General features: G+C 38.4%; 19 protein-coding genes. 9 read left to right on the forward strand and 10 right to left on the reverse strand.

Annotation, left to right across the window (positions count from 1 at the left end):
• The first annotated feature begins 89 nt into the window (after positions 1–89).
• Positions 90–926: a glycosyltransferase family 2 protein gene (locus AAHF87_RS02750; protein WP_342146861.1), complete on the forward strand. Its 837-nt coding sequence runs from the start codon at positions 90–92 to the stop codon at positions 924–926.
• On the opposite strand, the gene AAHF87_RS02755 is transcribed toward AAHF87_RS02750, so the two are convergent.
• The 9 genes from AAHF87_RS02755 to AAHF87_RS02795 form a co-directional block, all read right to left on the reverse strand.
• A complete protein-coding gene (locus tag AAHF87_RS02755; protein ID WP_342146864.1) occupies positions 923–2,131 on the reverse strand; it encodes an O-antigen ligase family protein in 1,209 nt (402 codons plus the stop codon). The two genes, AAHF87_RS02750 and AAHF87_RS02755, sit on opposite strands and share 4 nt — an antisense overlap.
• A complete protein-coding gene (locus tag AAHF87_RS02760) occupies positions 2,121–2,888 on the reverse strand; it encodes a glycosyltransferase family 2 protein (protein WP_342146865.1) in 768 nt (255 codons plus the stop codon). The genes AAHF87_RS02755 and AAHF87_RS02760 overlap by 11 nt, the downstream gene beginning before the upstream one ends.
• Positions 2,889–3,096: 208 nt before the next feature.
• Positions 3,097–4,188 (reverse strand): glycosyltransferase family 9 protein, encoded by a 1,092-nt coding sequence (locus AAHF87_RS02765; RefSeq protein ID WP_342146867.1) that lies wholly within the window; start codon positions 4,186–4,188, stop codon positions 3,097–3,099.
• A gap of 92 nt (positions 4,189–4,280) precedes the next feature.
• Positions 4,281–4,490, reverse strand: a complete 210-nt coding sequence (locus AAHF87_RS02770) for a hypothetical protein (RefSeq protein WP_342146869.1) — start codon at positions 4,488–4,490, stop codon at positions 4,281–4,283.
• A gap of 1 nt (position 4,491) precedes the next feature.
• Positions 4,492–4,740 (reverse strand): hypothetical protein, encoded by a 249-nt coding sequence (locus tag AAHF87_RS02775; RefSeq protein WP_342146871.1) that lies wholly within the window; start codon positions 4,738–4,740, stop codon positions 4,492–4,494.
• A gap of 533 nt (positions 4,741–5,273) precedes the next feature.
• A complete protein-coding gene (locus AAHF87_RS02780; RefSeq protein WP_342146872.1) occupies positions 5,274–6,482 on the reverse strand; it encodes an N-acetylmuramoyl-L-alanine amidase in 1,209 nt (402 codons plus the stop codon).
• Between the two features lie 90 nt (positions 6,483–6,572).
• A complete protein-coding gene (gene mreD / locus AAHF87_RS02785) occupies positions 6,573–7,058 on the reverse strand; it encodes a rod shape-determining protein MreD (protein WP_342146873.1) in 486 nt (161 codons plus the stop codon).
• A 9-nt stretch (positions 7,059–7,067) separates the two neighbouring features.
• Positions 7,068–7,949: a rod shape-determining protein MreC gene (gene mreC / locus AAHF87_RS02790; RefSeq protein ID WP_342147865.1), complete on the reverse strand. Its 882-nt coding sequence runs from the start codon at positions 7,947–7,949 to the stop codon at positions 7,068–7,070.
• Between the two features lie 12 nt (positions 7,950–7,961).
• Positions 7,962–9,002: a rod shape-determining protein gene (locus tag AAHF87_RS02795; RefSeq protein ID WP_339051158.1), complete on the reverse strand. Its 1,041-nt coding sequence runs from the start codon at positions 9,000–9,002 to the stop codon at positions 7,962–7,964.
• Between the two features lie 244 nt (positions 9,003–9,246).
• On the opposite strand from AAHF87_RS02795, the gene gatC reads away from it, so the two are divergent.
• The 8 genes from gatC to AAHF87_RS02835 all read left to right on the forward strand — a co-directional run bounded on the left by gatC (position 9,247) and on the right by AAHF87_RS02835 (position 17,772).
• Entirely contained in the window at positions 9,247–9,603 is a 357-nt protein-coding gene (gatC, locus tag AAHF87_RS02800) for an Asp-tRNA(Asn)/Glu-tRNA(Gln) amidotransferase subunit GatC (RefSeq protein WP_342146875.1), read from the forward strand.
• A 19-nt stretch (positions 9,604–9,622) separates the two neighbouring features.
• Positions 9,623–11,080: an Asp-tRNA(Asn)/Glu-tRNA(Gln) amidotransferase subunit GatA gene (gene gatA / locus AAHF87_RS02805; RefSeq protein WP_342146876.1), complete on the forward strand. Its 1,458-nt coding sequence runs from the start codon at positions 9,623–9,625 to the stop codon at positions 11,078–11,080.
• Entirely contained in the window at positions 11,077–12,573 is a 1,497-nt protein-coding gene (gene gatB, locus AAHF87_RS02810) for an Asp-tRNA(Asn)/Glu-tRNA(Gln) amidotransferase subunit GatB (RefSeq protein WP_342146877.1), read from the forward strand. Before gatA ends, gatB begins: the two co-directional genes overlap by 4 nt.
• Before the next feature lie 155 nt (positions 12,574–12,728).
• A complete protein-coding gene (miaB, locus tag AAHF87_RS02815) occupies positions 12,729–14,060 on the forward strand; it encodes a tRNA (N6-isopentenyl adenosine(37)-C2)-methylthiotransferase MiaB (RefSeq protein WP_342146879.1) in 1,332 nt (443 codons plus the stop codon).
• Entirely contained in the window at positions 14,057–15,037 is a 981-nt protein-coding gene (locus AAHF87_RS02820) for a PhoH family protein (RefSeq protein ID WP_342146880.1), read from the forward strand. The genes miaB and AAHF87_RS02820 overlap by 4 nt, the downstream gene beginning before the upstream one ends.
• The gene (ybeY, locus tag AAHF87_RS02825) at positions 15,003–15,476 is read left to right on the forward strand and encodes an rRNA maturation RNase YbeY (protein ID WP_342146881.1); all 474 of its coding nucleotides are present in this window, start codon (positions 15,003–15,005) and stop codon (positions 15,474–15,476) included. The genes AAHF87_RS02820 and ybeY overlap by 35 nt, the downstream gene beginning before the upstream one ends.
• Positions 15,457–16,314 carry an HlyC/CorC family transporter gene (locus AAHF87_RS02830; RefSeq protein WP_342146882.1) on the forward strand — a complete coding sequence of 286 codons (858 nt, stop codon included), beginning with the start codon at positions 15,457–15,459 and terminating at the stop codon, positions 16,312–16,314. The genes ybeY and AAHF87_RS02830 overlap by 20 nt, the downstream gene beginning before the upstream one ends.
• Positions 16,315–16,326: 12 nt before the next feature.
• On the forward strand, positions 16,327–17,772 hold the full coding sequence (locus AAHF87_RS02835; RefSeq protein WP_342146884.1) for an NAD-dependent succinate-semialdehyde dehydrogenase: 1,446 nt from the start codon (positions 16,327–16,329) through the stop codon (positions 17,770–17,772).
• Position 17,773: 1 nt separating this feature from the next.
• Here the strand turns inward: AAHF87_RS02835 and AAHF87_RS02840 are convergent, their stop codons facing one another.
• A complete protein-coding gene (locus tag AAHF87_RS02840) occupies positions 17,774–19,000 on the reverse strand; it encodes a hypothetical protein (protein ID WP_342146885.1) in 1,227 nt (408 codons plus the stop codon).
• Positions 19,001–19,042 lie beyond the last annotated feature (42 nt).

A 19,042-nucleotide genomic window follows, 5' to 3' on the forward strand; every position in this document is an offset into this window, starting at 1 on the left:
TAGCACCAAGATGTGCAATGAGTATATACTCATTATACTTTAAAACACTTTAAATTTTTTGTTTTTTTAATGCCCTTGCTAATCAACTGATGAAAAACAATCTGTCTGCAAAATCACCCAGTATTTCTGTCATTGTGACTACCTACAATCGTCCCGATGCCTTGCATTTAGTTTTGTTGGCCTTAGCACAACAAACACAGTTACCTAATCAAGTCATCGTCGCTGACGATGGCTCCACCGATGAAACGCGGTTATTAATTGGCCAATTACAAAATCAACTTAATTATCCGCTGCAACATGTTTGGCAAAAAGATGAAGGCTTTCAAGCCGCTAAAATCCGCAATAAAGCGGCTCTAAGCGCCAATCACAATTATCTTATTTTTCTGGATGGCGACTGTATACCCTTTCCAGATTTTATCGAAAAACACCGTTTATTGGCCGAGCCAGATTGGTTTGTTTCTGGACATCGTATTTTACTAGAAAAGAAATTGACGCAAAAAATTCTGCAAGGACTTTTACCTATTTATAAAGACTCAACGCTACAATGGCTATCGCACTATTTTAATCGCCAGTCGAATCGTCTATTTCCTTTACTTCGCATCCGATTAAATAAATTACGCAAATTACACGCTAAACATTGGCAAGGAGCAAAAAGTTGTAATTTAGGTCTATGGAAAGCAGATTTTTTGAGCGTCAATGGTTTTGACGAAAGTTTTATCGGGTGGGGCTATGAAGATTCGGATTTAGTCATACGTTTAATTTGCGCCGACATTTATCGTAAATCTGGAAAATTCGCCATACCGGTTATTCATTTATGGCATCAACAAAATGATCGCGAAAAAGAGCACATCAATCTCAATTTACTCAAGCAAATAACTGAAAACCAACGAATTCGTGCAAAAATTGGCTTGGACAATTCAAATTAAGTTGATTTAAAAGTTAAGCCTGCAAATAATAAAGCAGTAAAAATAACATAAAAACAACCTTGCGTGACATCCATTAGCCATGAATTAAACAATGAACCGACTGCTATAGATACCAATACTGCTTGGGCAAAATATTGACGCAAGCCCTGTAAACGCAAGCTTGTCCAGGCATGCACAATAAACATGCCTAATAAAATAACCAAACCTACTAAGCCAAATTGAACGGCAATATTAAGATATTCATTATGCGGATTTTTGGTAGCAAATTGTTTATCTTGTGTAAGCGCTAAATAATCCTGCGCAAAACTCCCAGTACCCGTTCCTATCCAAGGATGTGCTTTTAATAGTTTCAAACTATTATGATAAAACTCTAATCGTAAGCCTACCGAAGTAGCAAAACTTCCATGTTCATATTGTGTAATTTCGCTATGCGCTAAATTGAAGCGCTGCTTAAAATTAGCTGGTAAAAATAATAAGCCACCACATAAAAAAATTGAAATTAGCAGTCCCGCTAATAAACCTTTCCAAGTATAGAGTTGACACGCTAATAACAGCATTAAACTAAATAACACCACATAACCGGAACGACTCAGATTAATAAATAACACATTATAAGTCGCTAATAAAAACAAGATAACAAACAACCATCGCCAAGCATTTTTGATTGAGAATGCAAACACCGCAGAGCAATAACTGCTAAATGCTAGTAAAAAGCCGGTAAAAATATGATCTTTAAACACGCCAGAATCAGAACCAAAGCGATGTAGTAAATCACTATGTCCAAAAAATTTTATGAAAGAAAATAGCAGTGTTATACTTGCCGCTACTAAAAATGCAAAAAAAGCAGTAGTCGCGGTTTTTTCGTTTCGAAACGTACTAAACAAAAAAAATCCTAGCAAAAATTTACTGTATTTTGTTAATGTATGTAAGCCTACCGATCGTGGCACCGTGGTATAACTAAGCCCTATTAGAAATAGCGCAAAAAATATTATAAACATTAACGCCATCGGGTTATAACGCAGAATTAGATATTTTTCATGCCAATTTCCGGCTAATAAACAACAAAGCACAGTCACCGAGAAAAAAACCATCAACGCCGCCGTAGATAGTGGTAATACAAATGCAGTCACTACGGCAAAAATTTGACTGAGTCGTTGAAAATAATCTCTGAGTGGACGAGATGGCGTCAATACATCAACTGACATGGTTTTTCCTATGATAAAGATAGATTAATTTTACATAACGATAAAAAACACCTAAAGCATTCGAGATTGCCAATATAAAACCTTCGCGACCATCCAAAAAACCTAAACGTATTAAATAACCGCGAATAAAACACCAAGTCGCATGTAGAATAGCTTTGAAGATATTGGATTTTTTGTGTTGTTGATAGGCCATTTGCGCAGTTAAGCTTGAATAATGTTCTAGTTTCAGTAACACTTGGCTAATAGTTTTCATCGTATTGTGAAAAATAACCTGATTTAATTCCCCTAAATGTAAATATCCATTTAGATTTTCATGAATACTTGCAGGTGTAAAACGTATATGCGGTAAACGACGAAATAATCTTACAATGCTATCCCTACTCCAATCTCCATGGCGAATTTTTTTCCCGCAAAAAAAAGAAATTCTTTTAATGGCATAAGCATCATTTTGATCTTTATTATTAGAAATAATCTGTTTTATTTCTTCAATTAAACTATCACTTAAATATTCATCTGCATCTATGGATAACACCCATTTACCTTGGGCTTTATCTAAAGCTCGATTTTTTTGCATGCCAAATCCTGGCCAGTCGGTTAAAAAAACATTCTGCGTATATTGCCGACAAATTTCTAAAGTATTATCTTGGCTACCTGAGTCCAAAATAATAATCTCATCCGCCCATTTTACAGACTCCAAACAACGTTGGATATCTATCGCCACATCTTTTACTATCACAATTACACTTAACGCTAGCATATAAATTTTAAAAAAGCTTAGAAAGCTGCAGAATATACCATATACTCATTAGGTAGGTATCGCTGGTATGTTAATCACGGGAAACGAGTAAAAAAATTACCTATGGTGAAGCGAATATAATAAGCGAGCCATTCATGGATTGCCACACACCTACGGTGCTCGCAATGACGACCAATATTTTACGTGCTCGCAATGACGAGGAATGTGATTATACAGAGGGAATATCCTGTTGATTAATTAATAATCTGACTTTATTAATCACTTGTTCGGCGGTTAATTTTTCCAAACATTGGCTACGGCTTCGAATATGTTGATCACAACCTTCTTGGAAACAAGGAACACAAGCTCCAGAACCTTGCATTAAGTAAACGTTGTTTCTATGTTGCGATCCGACACGAACAAATGGATTGCTTAGTGTCCATGCTTTTGGCCAGGGCCCCCATTTTACTGGATTGCTCGGACCAAATAATGCCATGGTTGGAATGCCTAACGCAGCCGCCATATGTGTTACCACAGTGTCCGGACCAATATAAATTTTAGCCCTACTCAATAAGAAACCGAGTTGATTCAAGCTAAAATGACCCACCCTATTAATAGCCCCTTCGGGCAGTCTATCCAGCAACTCATCCGCCATTTTTTCTTCTGATTCGTTTTTATCTCCGGTTAAAACAATGGTATACCCGACTTGTAATAACCAATTCGCTATACCTATCCAACCTTCTTTAACCCATTCTTTATAAGAAAATTTAGGACGCAGATGCAAAATAGCTAATTTTTTATTCATATCAACGAGTTGCATTACTTTCTCGGAATCTTTTTCCTGCCAAGCAATTACAATGTCCGGACAAAGTTTTAACTGTAAAATTTCTGCCAATCGTAAATTCATTAATACGGTATGCGTAGAAATATTATCAAATTCTACGGCTTCGGTGAGTAATAGACGTTTCCACCAGCGACTCTTATCTGTACCTAACATACCGATGCGATAATTGGCGGCACAATAAGCATAGAGCGTCGCTTTATCTCCAGTTAAGGTCGATACCGCCATATCATACGCACGAAAAATCTTTTTTATTAATTGGCAATGTTGAAAAAAATCCGGATGTTCGGCAACACTAATAATATTATGAATATCAGGATTTGCACTGAGTAGTGACTCGGTCCCTTTAAAAACTAACAAATCAATCTTAGCTTCTGGCCAATGACGTTTAAAGGTTCGAATTAAGGGGGTAACGAGCAAAACATCGCCAATACGACGAATGCAAATAATTAAAAGCCTTCCTGGCGGTGATTTGCGCATATCCCTTTATAAATATTTTTACTTGGCAATACTATACAGATGGCACGCTCGTCATTGAGCGGCCACTTATTCAAGTGCGAAGCGTATAATTCTTACGGGTTGTTTTTTGAAATATCAACTTTTACATCGCCAAAGCATTGTATATTATAAAATTCATCTTTTAAATCTTTAAACCACTTCACTCGAGAGTCAATACCAATAATTTCGCGAATAATTTGAAACATTTCGGCATAATGGTTATTACAGCCAAAATCATGCTCAAACTCTGTACCGTCAGATAATACAATCTTTACTTTACTCATATTAAGCCTTTTTAGGATATGACTTTGCAATCCTTTGTGAGGACCGACCTGTCGCTAAAGTGATATGTATCGGCAGTATGGTGCTTAGATTGTCCAATAGCCACTTATTTAAGCAGGCATCTTCGCCGCTTAAACTGACATTAATAGGCCTTTCAATATGAGCCGCTATTTTTGGTGCAATACGTTTTTTAAATGCCGCATTCCCTGAATAGCTTAATAAACTACGCTTGTTACTCGCTTTACTAAACATATATCCCCCTTGGAACCATTTTCTTTAGATTGCTGGCTATACTCTTCGCACTTAACATTGGCTATGAGTATATTTTTAGTTGTTGATGATAATGATTTTTGGAATTAGGCAATCTAGATACTTAATCGATACTCATTAAGCTTTGAGCTCTTTTAATTTTTGACTTGAGTGAAGCTTTTATTAGTTAGATTTGGCTAGCATCAGTTTTTCTGAAAATTTTGATGCATAAATTGTGAAAACAAGTCTTACTAAATATAGTGTTAATTTTTTTTCAAACAACTATATATAGTGTTATATATTTTACTTACGTTATTTTATACAATCACGTATAACAATTTTAGCAAAAGATTGCATTATCCACAAGTTTTCAAAGGCTTTTACACAGCTTATACAACACGTTACACACTGGTAAGTAAATTTTTAAACGTAATAATAGAGTTAGCAATAGCTAGTTAAATGAAAAAAAGATACTTGAAAAGAAATAATGTTGACCATTCAAAAGTATGATCAACATGGTAATGAAAATAAGATTGTTAACTAATTACACAACAATTAAACGCAGTCATGCGATTATTTGTTGCCGACTTTGTATCACTTTTGGGACTGGGGAAGAAGTTACTTTTTTTTTTAGCAAATGAGCTAAAACAGCGCGGATAATCCGATTGATGATTTGGGTAATATTTTTTAATTAACGCTTCCAAAATGCTTATGGTTTTTCCAGTAGGCTCTCCTGAATAGTTTTCAGGCTCAAAATGCATTTGAAAAACTCTGATGACGTCTTTTGTTTGTGTGTCTAATTGACCTGTAGATTCTATTTTGTATCCATAAAGCCTTAGATTATCCTGTATCCATTTATAATTAATGGCTTGATCAAGCTGAATTTCTTTCTCAATAGCTGATACCTGCTTTTCATCTGGCCACGCGCCTATGCCATGATCGGCTAAATATTTCCAGGGGAATTTAGGGCCAGGATCTTGCTTACGACCAGGAGCAATATCTGAATGCCCGATGATAGCGGTGGGATCTATTTGATAACGTATAGTATCACCATCCCTAATTTGTAACTCTTCAAGTAATTTTTTTAGTAAGTCAACCAGCATAAGATGTTGATGCTCAGTAAATTCATCCCATTTAAGCTTACCCTGTTGTTCTAATTGGTAAAGGTCTTCTTGTTTGATAGGTTGAAACGGATCATTTTTTTCACGCCATTCTTTAGTAAATTTCTGATACTTAGCTATTAATTCTGGAGATACCTTTTTTTCATATGCAATACGGTCACGCGGCGGCACCAAACCACGCCTCATGTCGGATAAAAAGGCAGTTAATAATTTTTCTTCAGTTAAAAGCTGGTATAAATTTTTATCTTTTTCTTGTAAAGTCTGTAAAATAAATTCTTTAAGTTGACTTTCAATTTGATAAGTAAATAATACTTCTCCTGAATCCTGTACTAAACCATAAGCATAGTTAATTATTTCTATCCCTATCGACGTATCATTAAGACCAGTACGATTCTGCCAAACACTCACACCGGCATGCCAGGCGCGATCGGTAGTATCGACACATTGCCATACATCAGTGCCATCGGACTTAGCCGTTTTTGGGATTAAAAAATGCGCACTCACGCCGCCATGTTTAAGCGTTTCGCGAGCATCGTCTTCGTCAGAAACTGTATAATGCAATACAATAGAATGAATGCGTCGATCATAATCGGCAGGACCTGCGGGATCTTTTATTATATGCATATAAACTCCTTAATTTTCTATAAATACGCTTAATAGTTTGTTAGTATACCGCTAATTAAATAAGTTTTAATAAAAAATTGGTACTGACAACTAGTGGCGCATATCTAAAGGGTTTATTTTTAGGACATTGCCCATTAACGGCCAAACTAAAGCACTGACTAATAATGAAACCCAAGTCCAGCGAAAATCAACGGGGAATCCCAACCAAGCTTGTATGCAAATAAGTAGCATCTGATAGATAGTTAACATGACCAAAATAAATAATATTTGTTGCGGCAACGGAAACATGCGAAATTGCAAATGAAAACGGTAAGCCAAATAAGCAACTACGCATAAAGCCAAACTATGTTCTCCCAAATAACTGCCATATAACACATCAATAAATAATCCGAGTATCCAAGCTAAAGTAAAATGAATATGCTCGGGCAATACCATGACCCAATAAATTAACACTAAGGGTAGCCATAAAGGAAAAAATAAGGCCAAAGCAGGGGGTAAAGGAATAATATTCAGTAGGATCGCCGCAAAAAAACTAATTGCAACGAGCAATAAGGTAGAAAAATAAAGTGGTTTCATTTTGCTATCCTAATTTTTAACCGGGCGTGAGTGGGTTTTAACTTTCGAATTAACTTCAGACTTAGGCGAATTGACAGAGGAAATTAATAATACCGGCCGATTTCTATTTAATTGTGCACTCGGATCAACTTGTATACTGGCAAACTGTGTAGCCACATTGGTATTAACCACACTAACAACGCCCACAGGATAACCCGCCGGATAACGTCCGCCTAAACCAGATGTTACTAATAGATCATTGACCTTAATATCCACTGTTCCAGGTATATCCTTTAATAAAAGTTTTGCGAGTCGTCCTCGTCCCACTAAAATTCCACGCGCATCACTCCGCACATCTTGAACGGGAATCGCACTACGAAAATCAGTGAGTAAAAGCACACGGCTACTTAAAAAATCAACGTTGATAACTTGACCCATTACACCATTTGCATCTAGTACGGGTTGTCCTACTTTAACGCCATTCGATTGCCCTTTATCGACTATTACTTCATTCAACAACGGATCGGCATTAACCAATAACAAGCGCGCTAAACTAAAATGTTGTTGTTTTAGATGTTCAGTCGCCGCTAAAAGTTGATTTAATTGCCTATTTTCACTTTCTAAAGCAGAAAAGCGTTGTAACTTCGCTAGTAATAATACTTGCTGGGTACGCAAAGCCGTATTTTCAGATTGTATTTTTTGTCGTGTGACAAAATTGCTACTTATATTTTGAAATAACTGTATCGGAGCATCGACCATATACTGCAAAGGTGCTACGACGTTATTTAGTACACGTCGTAGCGACGGTAAATAATGATGATAATCCAACAGAATAAGTAATAGCGATAAAATAACGAAAAAAACTAGCCTTAACCCTAATGAGGTTTTTCCACGGTTAAATAATAGTTTAATAACGCTTACCTGCTAATCTTTGACTAGAAAATCTCCACCCATTTCATCGATAATTTCAAGTGCTCGTCCACCACCCCGCGCGACGCAGGTTAATGGATCTTCTGCGACGACGACAGGCATACCGGTTTCTTCAGTAATTAACCGATCTAAATTCCTGAGTAACGCACCACCACCGGTTAAAACCATCCCTCTTTCGGAAATATCCGCGGCTAATTCAGGTGGCGTTTGTTCTAAGCCAGTGCGAATAGCGCCAATAATATTGGATAAGGGTTCTTGTAAAGCCTCTAAAATTTCATTGCTATTCAAAACAAAGGCTCTGGGAACACCTTCTGAAATATTACGTCCACGTACTTCAATTTCACGCACTTCAGATAGAGAAAAAGCCGTACCAATTTCATGCTTAATCCGCTCTGCGGTCGGTTCACCAATTAAACTTCCATAGCTGCGTCGAACATAATTGACGATAGCTTCGTCGAAACGGTCACCGCCTATCCGCACGGATTGAGAATAAACCACGCCACCTAAAGAAATGACAGCAACTTCAGTGGTTCCACCACCAATATCCACCACTAATGATCCTCGCGCTTCATCGACAGGCATGCCTGCACCAATAGCCGCTGCCATAGGCTCTTCAATTAAATATACTTCCCTGGCACCGGCACCTAAAGCCGATTCACGTATCGCTCTACGTTCAACCTGTGTGGATCCACAAGGTACGCAAACCAAAATTCGGGGAGCGGGACGTAAAAAACGATTTTGATGTACTTTACTAATAAAATGTTGCAACATTTTTTCAGTCACATAAAAATCAGCAATCACACCATCTTTTAACGGACGTATCGCACTAATGTTGCCCGGCGTACGCCCTAACATGCGCTTCGCTTCCCAGCCCACTGCGAGCACACGGCGTTGATTGCCCTCCTCTAACCGAATAGCGACTACGGACGGTTCATTGAGAACAATTCCTTCGCCACGAACATAAATTAATGAATTTGCCGTGCCTAAATCTATCGAAATGTCTTTAGAAAATAAACCGCGGAATTTGCTTAGCATAAAGTTGACCACCTACGTATGAACGTTTACCTACACAATATAGTGTGTGCCTACGCACTTTAGCAAATCTAGAAGATTTTATGCAAGCAAGCTCGTAAGATTAGGAGGTTCGATGAGAAATTCGCAAATCTAAGCGTAATAGGTATAATACCGAAATTTTTAAACTCACAGCAATTGGATTTTTGGCAAGGCGCCGCGAGAATGAAGCAACCACAGTGTATTTAAGACACATGAGGATTGTGAATTGAGCGGCAACACAGACAAAAACTCAAGTGTGAAGAGTAGTCGTACTAGATTTGGAGTTTTGCTCACTATGGTCATTACGCTCGAAGACGTTAATAAGATTGCTGATCTCGCTAGAATACAAATCAATCTTGAAGAGGCCACTCAGTATTTGAAAAGCCTACAAGGCATCTTTAACCTGGCCACTGAGATGGATGCCGTAGATACAAGCTCCGTACAACCCGTCGCTCACCCATTTGGCATCACCCAACGCTTGCGTGCTGATAAAATCACAGAAATAGTGCATAGAAAAGACTTTCAGCAACTCACTCAGCATACTGAAGCAGGCCTTTATTGTGTCCCGCTGGTTTTAGAATAACTTTTAGAGATTAAAAAATATGCATAATTATACGCTCACTGAGTTATCTACCGCGCTACATGCAAAAAAATTATCCAGTACAGAATTAACCCAACATTTTTTAGCGCGTATCGATAAATTTGATAAAACCTTAAATAGCTTCATTACTGTCACGCCCACTCTTGCGCTAGAGCAAGCCAAGCAAGCCGATTTACAACACCAAAATGGCAGCGCTGGACCCCTGACCGGTATTCCTTTCGCACATAAAGATATTTTTTGCACCGCTGGCATTAAGACGAGTTGTGCTTCTAAAATGTTAGATAATTTTATTGCTCCCTATGACGCCACACTGGTCAGTCGGCTTAATCAAGCCGGGACGGTATTATTGGGTAAAACTAACATGGATGAATTTGCCATGGGCTCATCCAATGAAAACAGTTTTTATGGTGCAGTAAAAAACCCCTGGGATATTGCACGCGTCCCCGGCGGATCTTCGGGTGGCTCTAGTGCCGCTGTAGCGGCCCGATTAACGCCTGCAGCAACCGGTACCGACACCGGAGGTTCCATAAGGCAACCCGCAGCATTGTGCAATCTTACTGGGCTTAAACCCACGTATGGTCGTGTTTCGCGTTATGGGCTGATTGCTTTTGCCTCTAGCTTAGATCAAGCCGGCCCGATGACACAAACCGCCGAAGATGCTGCGCTCTTAATGAATGTCATGGCAGGTTTTGATGAGAAAGATTCCACGAGTATCGACCAACCCGTTCCCAACTACCTCTCGACACTAAATGATTCACTCGAAGGGCTAAAAATTGGATTACCCAAAGAATATTTTTCCGAAGATCTTGATCCTAAAGTAGCAGCAACTATCCAAGCAGCTATTAAGCTTTATGAAAAATTAGGTGCAAAAGTGAGTAGCGTCAGTTTACCCAATTGTCATTTAGTTATTCCACTTTATTACATCATTGCATCAGCTGAATGCTCTTCTAATCTTGCTCGCTATGATGGCGTGCGTTATGGTTATCGTTGTAATAACCCTACTGATTTAAAAGATTTATACGAAAGAACTCGTAGCGAAGGATTTGGTAATGAAGTAAAACGTCGGCTATTAATGGGTACGTATGTTTTATCTGCTGGTTCTTATGATGCTTATTATGCTAAAGCACAAAAAATTCGCGCGCTACTAATCGAAGAATTTAAACAGGCATTTAACCAGGTTGATATCTTACTCGGGCCGACGACACCGACTACCGCATTCAAGCTAGGTGAAAAAATCAATGATCCGGTCAGTATGTATTTATCGGATATTTACACCATCGCTATTAATTTAGCAGGCCTACCGGCTATTTCAATTCCAGCAGGATTTGTTGATGGACTTCCCTTAGGCATGCAACTCATTGGGCGTCCTTTTACCGAAGCAAAATTATTGAATGCCGCGCATCGTTATCAACAAGCGACTGATTGGCATAAAAAAATACCGGAGAATTTCAATCTATGACCTCGGCTATACACAAAAAATCATCAAAAAATAGCAAAGTCGAGCCTGAAAAATCTGCAGGTGCCTGGGAGTCTGTTATAGGGCTTGAAGTACATGTCCAATTATCAACACTATCGAAACTTTTTTCAGGTGCAGCTACCGCCTATGGTGCTGAACCGAATACACAAGCCTGTGCGATAGACTTAGCTTTACCCGGCGTACTACCGGTTTTAAATGCAGAAGCGGTCAATATGGCCATCAAATTCGGTTTAAGTATTCAAGCTGACATCCCGCATTATTCAATCTTTGCGCGTAAAAATTATTTTTATCCTGATCTACCCAAAGGCTATCAAATTAGTCAACATGAAAATCCTATCGTCGGGCGTGGACACTTAACAATAAGTTTAGAAAATGGCGAACAAAAAACTGTTAATATTACGCGCGCCCATTTAGAAGAAGATGCTGGAAAATCCTTGCATGAAGGATTCGAAAATATGAGTGGTATCGATCTGAATCGTGCTGGCACGCCTTTATTAGAAATTGTTTCAGAACCCGATTTAAGATCGCCAAAAGAAGCGGTTATCTATCTTAAAACCTTGCATACACTGGTTCGTTATTTGGATATCTCAGATGGCAATTTGCAAGAAGGTTCATTTCGCTGTGATGCCAATGTCTCGGTACGTAGAGTCAATGAAACACAATTAGGAAAACGCGTTGAAATTAAAAATTTAAACTCGTTTCGTTTTATAGAAAAAGCCATTCAATACGAAATTGAGCGCCAAATTGCAGTTTTAGAAGGCGGTGGCAGCATCACTCAAGAAACCCGTTTATATGATACCGATAAACAAGAAACTCGCCCGATGCGTAGCAAAGAAGATGCTAGAGATTATCGTTATTTCACTGATCCTGATTTATGTCCTGTCGTCATCAATGCGGACTTTATTGAAAAACTTTATCAAAGCTTGCCGGAACTACCACAAAAAAAATTGGCTCGCTTTCAATCAGAATATAAGCTGAGTGTTTATGATGCCAATTTACTGACCGCGGCACGCGAATTGGCAGACTACTTTGAAGCTGTCGTCAAAGCCAAAGCTTCGCCCAAATTAGCGGTTAATTGGATTATGGGAGAACTTGCTGCCGCGCTAAATAAATCTAACTTAAACATTATTGCATCACCTATTAGTGCCCAACGACTCGCGGGTCTGCTGCAACGAATTGCTGATAACACTATTTCTAGCAACATCGCTAAAGATGTGTTTGAAGCGTTGTGGACCAGCCAAAAAACCAGTGATGAAATCATTCAAGAAAAAAATCTACAACAAGTCACGGATCAAACCGCCATCTTGACACTTATTGATGAGATTTTAATAAAATATCCCGAACAATTAGCGGATTATAGGGCAGGGAAAGATAAACTATTTGGTTTTTTTGTCGGACAAGTCATGAAAGCCTCCGGTGGGAAAATAAATCCACAACAATTAAATACTTTATTAAAAGAAAAACTCAATCAGTAGAAGAAAAAAATGAAAAATAGTCCGTCATGGCGAGGCCGAAACGTTAGTGAGGCCGCGACCATCCAGTTAGATTGCCGCGCACCTTCGGTGCTCGCAATGACGAAAAAAAATGGCGATCGCAATGACAGTTATTGTTTATCTGGCAGTGACGAAATATGTTATTAAAAAAAATTTATATTGAAACGCATGGCTGTCAAATGAATGAGTATGACTCGGACAGTCTGTATAATCTTTTATCCCATTCTCATGGTTTGATCTCAACCAAAGATCCTAACGAAGCCGATGTCATCGTCTTAAATACTTGTTCTATTCGAGAAAAAGCACAGGAAAAAGTATTTTCCGAGCTCGGACAATGGCGTAAAATTAAAGCCTTGCGATCCCACCTCATCATCGCGGTGGGCGGCTGCGTTGCGAGTCAAGAAGGTGCGGGCATTATTCAGCGCGCCCCTTATGTAGACATTGTCTTTGGGCCTCAGACTTTGCATCGACTCCCGGATATGATCAATCAAGTCTTAGAAAAAAAACAGTCTGTGGTTGATATCTCTTTTCCAGAAATCGAAAAATTTGATCACTTACCAGCGCCACGCGCCGAGGGTCCACGCGCATTTGTGTCTATCATGGAAGGATGTAACAAATATTGCAGTTTTTGTGTCGTTCCTTATACACGCGGCGAAGAAATTAGCCGTCCTTTAGATGACGTGCTCGCAGAGGTTGTACAGTTGTCTGAACAAGGTGTCCGCGAAATTACCTTATTAGGACAAAATGTTAACGATTATCAAGGCCCGCGCCATGAAGGTGGTACAGCCGACTTAGCGGACTTAATACACTATATCGCTGCAATAGAAGATATTTTGCGCATACGCTTTACCACTTCTCATCCCTTAGCTTTTTCAGAACGTTTAATTCAGGCCTATGCCGATGTGCCAAAATTGGCCGATCATTTGCATTTACCGGTGCAAAGTGGCTCCGATCGAATTTTAGCGGCGATGAAGCGTGGTTACACGGTACTAGAATTTAAATCTAAGATGCGTAAATTGCGTAAAGTTCGACCCGATATCGCCATTACTTCAGATTTTATTATCGGTTTCCCTGGCGAAACGGAAGCGGACTTTCAAGCTACACTTAATTTAGTAGAATCTATAGGCTTTGATAATTCATTTAGTTTTATTTACAGCCGCCGTCCCGGCACACCGGCAGCCGAGCTTGCTGATGATGTAACCCCCGCTGCAAAAAAACAACGTTTACAGATCCTGCAAAATCTCCTAGTATTTCAAGGACAGGCCTTAAGTAAAAAAATGTGTGGTCATGTTCAACACATATTGGTTGAAGGTCCTTCGAAGAAAAATAAAGATGAACTGCAAGGACGTACAGAAAATAACCGCGTGGTTAACTTCAAAGGTCATGCGCGTTTAATAGGACAATTAGTTCCTATTACGATTACTGAGGTATTAAGAAACTCTTTACGAGGAGAATTAATAGTCAATTGAATACTCAAGCTTATACTTTCCAACTCATACCCGAAGATAATCATCGTTTAGCGAATCTTTGCGGTCCATTTGATCAACATTTACGTCAAATTGAACAAAAACTTAACGTTTGTATTTATAATCGCGGCCATGATTTTCAAATTAATGGTCCTGACCCTGCTGTCGAAGTGGCTGCCAAGGTATTACACCATCTTTACGCGGAAACTGGCACAAAAAAAACCACATTGACTGCCAATACTATTCATTTAGTGCTGCAAACCGCGCAAACTGATCCCAACATGACATTAGAGCCCACGCAAACTCCAGGTATAATGATCCAAACCAAACGTGGTCCCATCAAACCACATAGCCCTAACCAAGCGATATATATTGAGCGGATTTTAAATCACGATATTAATTTTGGTTTAGGACCCGCTGGAACTGGTAAAACTTATTTGGCTGTGGCTTGCGCGGTATCCGCTTTAGAAAAAGAACAAGTTAGTCGTGTCGTGCTCGTTAGACCTGCGGTTGAAGCCGGTGAAAAATTAGGTTTTTTACCCGGCGATTTTTCGCAAAAACTCGATCCCTATTTTCGTCCCCTTTATGATGCATTGAATGACATGCTCGGTTTTGAGTTGGTCATGCAACTCGTCGAACAACATATTATTGAAGTCGTTCCTTTAGCTTATATGCGCGGACGTACGTTAAATGATGCCTTTATTATTTTGGATGAAGCACAAAACACCACGAAAGAACAAATGAAAATGTTTTTAACACGCATCGGTTTTAACTCCAAAGTGGTTGTGAGTGGTGATACCACACAAACAGATTTACCGCGAGGCCTAGAATCAGGTCTGTGTCATTGTTTAAATATTTTAAAAAATATAAAGGGTATCAGCTTTACTGAATTCCAAATGCAAGATATTGTTAGGCATACTTTGGTACAAGCAATACTACAAGCCTATGCGCAAAACGAAAATCAAAGAAAAGCGCATTAAAATTACCATACAAGCTCTTACTAGTAACACTTTTATTCCTAGTCGTTATTTCCTACAACGATGGGTAAACAAAGCATTATCCAAACAAGTGGGGACTAACGCAGTGAACATACGACTCGTTAGCAAAAAGGAAAGTGCTGCGCTAAATAGCACTTACCGACATAAAAATGGCCCTACTAATATTTTATCCTTTCCTTTTGAGCCACCACCTGGAGTTTCCTCAGCGTTTTTAGGCGATTTAGTCATATGTGCCCCACTCGTTAATCAACAAGCCAAACAACAAGCGAAAACCCCTCTAACTCATTGGGCACATCTTGTTATTCATGGCTGTTTACACTTAATAGGTTATGATCATGTTCATGATAAAGATGCCACCAAAATGGAAACTTTAGAAATTCAATTATTAGAGGACTTAGGTTATGAAAACCCCTATATCTGACGATAAACTTAAGATTAAAAAAAATCGTCGGCCCTGGTTAACGCGTGTTCATCAAGCCTTTAAACAAGGACCAAGAAATAGAAAACAACTTATTGAGTTATTGTATTATGCCCAACAACGCAATTTACTCAATGCGCAAGCACTTAAAATGCTCGAAGGCGTATTACAAATCTCGGATATACACGTCAGAGATATTATGGTACCGCATGCCAAAATTACGGTTCTTTCTGAAAAAGCACACTTGCCTGAACTGCTACCACTCGTAATCGAATCCGGCCATTCGCGTTTCCCGGTGATTAATGATGAACGAAGAGTTATTGGTTTATTACTGGCTAAAGATTTACTCAAATACAATCCCTTATCTCACCAAAACGACTTTGATATCCACGATATTATTCGTCCGGTGGTGTTTATACCAGAAAGTAAACGGCTAGACAGTTTACTCGAAGAATTTCAGCATAAACATTATCACATGGCTATTGTCGTAGACGAATATGGCGCTGTGTCGGGTCTGGTTACCATTGAAGATGTTTTAGAAGAGATTGTTGGCGAAATTGAAGATGAATACGATGCCAATGACGAGGTTTTTATACAGGAACAAAATCCTAATCAATTTATTGTCAAAGCTATGATGCCCATTGAAGATTTTAATGACTTTTTTAATTCGCATTTGGCAACGAATCAATTTGATACCATAGGTGGCGTGATCGCAAATCGCTTTGGTTATTTACCGAAACGCGGTGCCAGCACCACTATTCATCCTTTTCGATTTAAAGTGTTACGCGCTGATAATCGACTTATTCGCTTACTTCAAGTCAATATTGAAAAAACCAACTAGGGAATGCTCCACATGAAATTAAATAATGCTTCGCTGTTTCAGCAAAATTGTTTTATTAATCGAAAATGGATCCAGGCAAAAAAAACTATTCAAGTTAACAACCCTGCTACCGAGGAAACCCTAGGGACCGTTCCAGATTTAGAAACAGCAAACATACTTGATGCCATCGCCGCCGCAGCAGCAGCCTGGCCGATGTGGCGCTCGAAGACCGCCGCCGAACGTGCCGAGTTGTTATATCGTTGGTACACGCTAATTTTAGAGAACATTAATGATTTAGCCGTATTATTAACACTCGAACAAGGCAAACCACTTAAAGAAGCTATGGAAGAAATTCGTTATGGCGCTTCTTTCATTCAATGGTTTGCTGAAGAAGGAAAACGTGTCTACGGTGATATCATTCCCGCCCCCTTACCCAAACAACATTTGTTTGTCAGTAAACAATCCGTCGGCGTGGTAGCTGCGATTACACCTTGGAATTTTCCTAATGCCATGATCACACGTAAATGCGCGCCCGCTTTAGCAGCTGGCTGTACTATCATACTCAAACCCTCGGTGTTAACCCCTTTTTCAGCGTTGGCATTGGCGGTACTCGCCGAAAAAGCCGGGATTCCCGCGGGAGTGTTTAATATAGTCACCGGTAATTCCGAATTAATTGGCAATATTTTTACCGATAGCCCCCTAATACGCAAAATTTCTTTCACTGGCTCAACAGTGATTGGTAAACTACTAATGCAGAAAGCGGCCAGTTCGGTAAAAAAAATATCTTTAGAGTTAGGTGGTAATGCGCCGTTTATTGTTTTCGATGATGCCGATATCGATAAAGCCATCCTGGGCGCTATTGCATCGAAATTTCGTAATAGTGGTCAAACCTGTATTTGTACCAATCGTTTTTATGTTCATGAAAAAATCTATGCAACCTTTACAAAAAAATTAACTCATGCCATCCAACAATTAAAAGTGGGTAACGGTTTAGAAGATAATGTTCAAATAGGTCCCTTGATCAATCAGTCCGCCATTAATAAAGTGAAAAAACATATAGCTGATGCGCTAGAAAAAGGCGCTGAACTGGTATGTGGTGGAAAAATGCATACTTTAGGTGGAAGTTTTTTTCAACCTACACTCTTAAAAAATTGCACAGCCGAAATGTTAATCGCTAAAGAAGAAACCTTTGGACCTGTCGCAGCATTATTTAAGTTTTCTGAAGAAAGAGAAGCCATTCATTTAGCAAATGACACTGAGTTTGGACTCGCCGCTTATTTTTATGCGCAAAATGTCAATCGAATTATCGATGTCGCGCAACAATTAGACTATGGCATAGTCGGCATCAACACCGGACGTGCTTCCAATGAAGTCGCGCCCTTCGGTGGCTTCAAACAATCCGGCATAGGCCGTGAAGGCTCAAAATATGGTATCGAAGAATATTTAGAAATTAAATATGTCTGTTTGAATACCGATTAAGCTAATTTAAATTTTTATTTTCACAAATATTCTCATTAGGTTCCTCTGTTATAGCCGTCAGGTTGAATGCTTTATTCCAAAAAAATAATGGTTGCTGGGGAATATTATTATTCCAATAATCTTCTTTATTTGGTAATAGCTCTACTATTCTATTATCTCGAACATTGATTTCTGAGATAAGATGTTTCAACTTGAGCATATTAAAGAAACCTAATCTTTTTTCATAATCTAAGGCTATCAAAAGTATTTTGAGCTGCTCAATATCGATAGGGTTGCTTATTTTATTTTCTTTCAATAAATAATCAATAAAGACATAAGCGCCTTTATTATCACTATTTTTTAACATGTCGACTATGTCATTCCAAGAAAAGCTTACTTTATTGATAGCCGACGCTATAAAGGGTAATTCAAGATACCTACGCACCGAATTCTCAGGAATCCATCGAAATAATTTGGCAATATTCTCACTGGTTTTAAGATACGTCATCAAAACTTCTGGTTTGAATGATTGTAAACTCAATAATAAATTTAATTGATTTCTTTCATTTGTAATTGAAAGTTGTTTGATAAATGTTTGAAAACTATCAAAGATAGTAAAATTAGTGGAATAAAGCTTTAGTTTTTCCAAAAGCTTTATGGCCTGTTGCTCGTTCAAAGGTAGAACGGGTCTTTTACCTTGATTAATTTTTATTATCTGCTCCCAAATTATAGGAGTTTTTACCAAATTAAGGAAATCCTTCTTATTAAAACAACTGATCAAAGTTTTTAAGTTTTCGCGATCAGAAAAAAACAATTGATATTGTTTACTTAAACTTTGGATCTGTTGTAATCTTTTATTTACGCGATATTTAGTAATATTAGTTAATACCTTATGGAAATCTAAAATAGAGTATTGATCTAATGCGCTTGAAGAATGATCTTTTAATAAAAATTTTTTTAGCGCTTCTCGCTCCAACCCAGTCAATACAAGGTCAAAATTATTTTTGATAACACTTAAAGCATCTAATTGATGTTCCTTAGGCAACATAGCCATAATTGCTATTAGTTCAGATGACGTCAGCAGTCCGTAAGATTCTTTTTGGTTAACCAATTCTTTTAACTTAATTAGAGAAAAAGATGAATGTTCAACTTTTTTTAAATGATGTAGTAAATTCTGTTTTTCGTTTTTTTTAAAATTTAAATTTCCTGCGGCTTTAGCTTTATTTTTTAGGATATTTATAGTTGTCATAATAATCTTTTTTTATTGTAAGAAACGGTCGTGCGTAGTCTA

This window comes from Rickettsiella endosymbiont of Aleochara curtula, from assembly GCF_964030935.1.
Classification (GTDB): domain Bacteria; phylum Pseudomonadota; class Gammaproteobacteria; order Diplorickettsiales; family Diplorickettsiaceae; genus Aquirickettsiella.

Coding starts and splice junctions, on each gene's coding strand:
- AAHF87_RS02750 (WP_342146861.1), top strand. CDS start 90: ATGAAAAACAATCTGTCTGCAAAATCACCCAGTATTTCTGTCATTGTG.
- AAHF87_RS02755 (WP_342146864.1), bottom strand. CDS start 2,131: ATGTCAGTTGATGTATTGACGCCATCTCGTCCACTCAGAGATTATTTT.
- AAHF87_RS02760 (WP_342146865.1), bottom strand. CDS start 2,888: ATGCTAGCGTTAAGTGTAATTGTGATAGTAAAAGATGTGGCGATAGAT.
- AAHF87_RS02765 (WP_342146867.1), bottom strand. CDS start 4,188: ATGCGCAAATCACCGCCAGGAAGGCTTTTAATTATTTGCATTCGTCGT.
- AAHF87_RS02770 (WP_342146869.1), bottom strand. CDS start 4,490: ATGAGTAAAGTAAAGATTGTATTATCTGACGGTACAGAGTTTGAGCAT.
- AAHF87_RS02775 (WP_342146871.1), bottom strand. CDS start 4,740: ATGTTTAGTAAAGCGAGTAACAAGCGTAGTTTATTAAGCTATTCAGGG.
- AAHF87_RS02780 (WP_342146872.1), bottom strand. CDS start 6,482: ATGCATATAATAAAAGATCCCGCAGGTCCTGCCGATTATGATCGACGC.
- mreD (WP_342146873.1), bottom strand. CDS start 7,058: ATGAAACCACTTTATTTTTCTACCTTATTGCTCGTTGCAATTAGTTTT.
- AAHF87_RS02795 (WP_339051158.1), bottom strand. CDS start 9,002: ATGCTAAGCAAATTCCGCGGTTTATTTTCTAAAGACATTTCGATAGAT.
- gatA (WP_342146876.1), top strand. CDS start 9,623: ATGCATAATTATACGCTCACTGAGTTATCTACCGCGCTACATGCAAAA.
- gatB (WP_342146877.1), top strand. CDS start 11,077: ATGACCTCGGCTATACACAAAAAATCATCAAAAAATAGCAAAGTCGAG.
- miaB (WP_342146879.1), top strand. CDS start 12,729: ATGTTATTAAAAAAAATTTATATTGAAACGCATGGCTGTCAAATGAAT.
- ybeY (WP_342146881.1), top strand. CDS start 15,003: ATGCGCAAAACGAAAATCAAAGAAAAGCGCATTAAAATTACCATACAA.
- AAHF87_RS02830 (WP_342146882.1), top strand. CDS start 15,457: ATGAAAACCCCTATATCTGACGATAAACTTAAGATTAAAAAAAATCGT.
- AAHF87_RS02835 (WP_342146884.1), top strand. CDS start 16,327: ATGAAATTAAATAATGCTTCGCTGTTTCAGCAAAATTGTTTTATTAAT.
- AAHF87_RS02840 (WP_342146885.1), bottom strand. CDS start 19,000: ATGACAACTATAAATATCCTAAAAAATAAAGCTAAAGCCGCAGGAAAT.